This window comes from Actinophytocola sp. (genome assembly GCF_035712165.1).
Taxonomy (GTDB): Bacteria; Actinomycetota; Actinomycetes; order Mycobacteriales; family Pseudonocardiaceae; genus DASYTH01.
In genome coordinates this window covers 1-3,027 of sequence record NZ_DASTBH010000160.1, presented here as the reverse complement: position 1 = coordinate 3,027, position 3,027 = coordinate 1, and the positions used below count along the sequence as shown (strand labels likewise).

Here is a 3,027-nt window from a genome sequence, read left to right as displayed (position 1 = left end):
TCCTCGACGGCAAGGCCGTTCGGTGAGCGCGAGGAACGCAGCGAAGCGGAGTCCCGCAGTCGCGAACGAAAGGCAGGACCGGTGACGCGGCGCAGGCCGGCGATCCTCGTGCTGGAGGACGGGCGGACGTTCGTCGGCGAGGCGTACGGCAGCGTGGGCGAGACGTTCGGCGAGGCCGTCTTCACCACCGCCATGACCGGCTACCAGGAGACGCTGACCGACCCGTCGTACCACCGCCAGGTCGTCGTGCAGACCGCGCCGCACATCGGCAACACGGGGGTCAACGGCGAGGACGACGAGTCGGCCCGGATCTGGGTGGCCGGGTACGTGGTGCGCGACCCGTCCCGTACCGCCTCCAACTGGCGGTCCACCGGCGGCCTGGAGGACCGGCTCGCGGCCGAGGGGGTCGTGGGCATCTGCGGGGTGGACACCCGGGCGCTGACCCGGCACCTGCGCGAGCGCGGGGCGATGCGGGTCGGCGTCTCCAGCGTGGAAACCGACCACAAGGCCTTGCTGGAGCGGGTGCTGGCGGCGCCGCAGATGATCGGCGCGGACCTGTCCGCCGAGGTCACCACCCCCAAGCCGTACACGGTGGCCGCCGACGGCGAGCACCGGTTCACGGTGGCCGCGCTGGACCTCGGCATCAAGCGCAACGTGCCCCGCCGGCTGGCCGCCCGCGGCGTCACCACGCACGTGCTGCCGGCCACGTCCACGGTCGAGGACCTGCTCGCCACCGGTGCCGACGCGGTGTTCTTCTCGCCCGGCCCGGGCGACCCGGCCACCGCCGGCCACGCCGTCGGGCTGGCCCGCGAGGTGATGCGCCGCCGGGTGCCGCTGTTCGGCATCTGCTTCGGCAGCCAGATCCTCGGCCGGGCGCTGGGCTTCGGGACCTACAAGCTGGGGTACGGGCACCGCGGCGTCAACCAGCCGGTGCTGGACCGGACGACGGGCAAGGTCGAGGTGACCTCGCACAATCACGGGTTCGCGGTGGAGGCGCCGCTCGACGGCGTGGTCGACACCGACTTCGGGGGGGTCGAGGTCTCCCACGTCTGCCTGAACGACAACGTCGTCGAGGGGCTGCGGGCGCGCGACGTGCCCGCGTTCACCGTTCAGTACCACCCCGAGGCGGCGGCCGGTCCGCACGACGCCGACTACCTCTTCGACAGGTTTATGGAGTTGGTGGACCGTGCCCAAGCGAACTGACCTTCACCACGTCCTGGTGATCGGCTCCGGGCCGATCGTGATCGGCCAGGCGTGCGAGTTCGACTACTCCGGCACCCAGGCGTGCCGGGTGCTGCGGGCCGAGGGACTGCGGGTCAGCCTCGTCAACTCCAACCCGGCCACGATCATGACCGACCCGGAGTTCGCCGACTCGACCTACGTCGAGCCGATCACCCCGGAGTTCGTCGAGGCGGTGATCGCCCGGGAGAAGCCCGACGCGCTGCTGCCCACCCTGGGCGGCCAGACCGCCCTGAACACCGCCGTCGCGCTGCACGAGGCGGGCGTGCTGGACAAGTACGGCGTCGAGCTGATCGGCGCGGACATCGACGCCATCCGGCGCGGCGAGGACCGGCAGCTGTTCAAGGACATCGTGGCCCGCGCCGGCGGGGAGACGCCGCGCTCGCGGGTGTGCCGGTCCATGGAGGCGGTCCGGGAGGCGGTCGCCGAGCTGGGGCTGCCGGTGGTGATCCGGCCGTCGTTCACGATGGGCGGGCTCGGCTCCGGGATGGCGCACACCGACGAGGACCTGGAGCGCATCGCCGGCGCCGGGCTCGCCGCCTCCCCGGTGCACGAGGTGCTGATCGAGGAGAGCGTGCTCGGCTGGAAGGAGTACGAGCTGGAGCTGATGCGCGACCGGCACGACAACGTGGTGGTCGTCTGCTCCATCGAGAACATCGACCCGATGGGCGTGCACACCGGCGACAGCGTCACCGTGGCCCCGGCGATGACGCTCACCGACCGGGAGTACCAGCGCCTGCGCGACCTGGGCATCGCGGTGCTGCGCGAGGTCGGCGTGGACACCGGCGGCTGCAACATCCAGTTCGCGGTGCACCCGGGCAACGGGCGGCTCGTCGTGATCGAGATGAACCCGCGGGTGTCCCGCTCATCGGCGCTGGCGTCCAAGGCGACCGGCTTCCCGATCGCCAAGATCGCGGCGAAGCTGGCCATCGGGTACACCCTGGACGAGATCCCCAACGACATCACCCTCCAGACGCCGGCCGCGTTCGAGCCGGCGCTCGACTACGTCGTGGTGAAGATCCCCCGCTTCGCGTTCGAGAAGTTTCCCGGCGCCGACCCCGAGCTGACCACGACGATGAAGTCCGTCGGCGAGGCGATGAGCCTGGGCCGCAACTTCACCGAGGCGCTCAACAAGGCGATGCGCTCGATGGAGACGAAGGCGGCCGGGTTCTGGACGGAGCCCGACCCCGCCGGCGCCACGCTCGAGTCCACGCTGGCGGCGCTGCGCGTGCCGCACGACGGCCGGCTCTACACCGTGGAGCGGGCGCTGCGGCTGGGCGCGGGCGTGGCCACCGTGGCCGAGGCGGCGGGCGGGATGGACCCGTGGTTCGTGGACCAGATCGCGTCCCTGGTGGACCTGCGGGAGGAACTGGCCGCCGCCCCCGTACTCGACCTGCCCCTGTTGCGGCGAGCCAAGCGCGCCGGCCTGTCCGACCGGCAGGTGGCCGCCCTCCGCCCGGAGCTGGCGGGTGAGGATGGGGTACGGAGGCTGCGCCACCGCCTCGGGCTGCGGCCGGTCTACAAGACCGTGGACACGTGCGCGGCCGAGTTCGCCGCCGCCACCCCGTACCACTACTCCTGCTACGACGCCGAGACCGAGGTCGCGCCGTCCGACCGGCCCAAGGTGATCATCCTGGGCTCCGGTCAGAACCGGATCGGGCAGGGGATCGAGTTCGACTACTCCTGCGTGCACGCCGTGATGGCGCTGCGGGAGGCCGGTTACGAGACCGTCATGGTCAACTGCAACCCGGAGACGGTGTCCACCGACTACGACACCGCCGACCGGCT

At 71.8% G+C, this 3,027-nt stretch carries 2 protein-coding genes; both read left to right on the top strand.

The window, feature by feature from the left end; all coding sequences use genetic code 11:
- Window positions 1-81 precede the first annotated feature (81 nt).
- Window positions 82-1,203: a glutamine-hydrolyzing carbamoyl-phosphate synthase small subunit gene (gene carA / locus VFO68_RS09120; protein WP_325157755.1), complete on the top strand. Its 1,122-nt coding sequence runs from the start codon at window positions 82-84 to the stop codon at window positions 1,201-1,203.
- A partial coding sequence (gene carB / locus VFO68_RS09115) for a carbamoyl-phosphate synthase large subunit (protein ID WP_325157754.1) occupies window positions 1,187-3,027 on the top strand: 1,841 nt, incomplete at its 3' end. The genes carA and carB, both read left to right, overlap by 17 nt.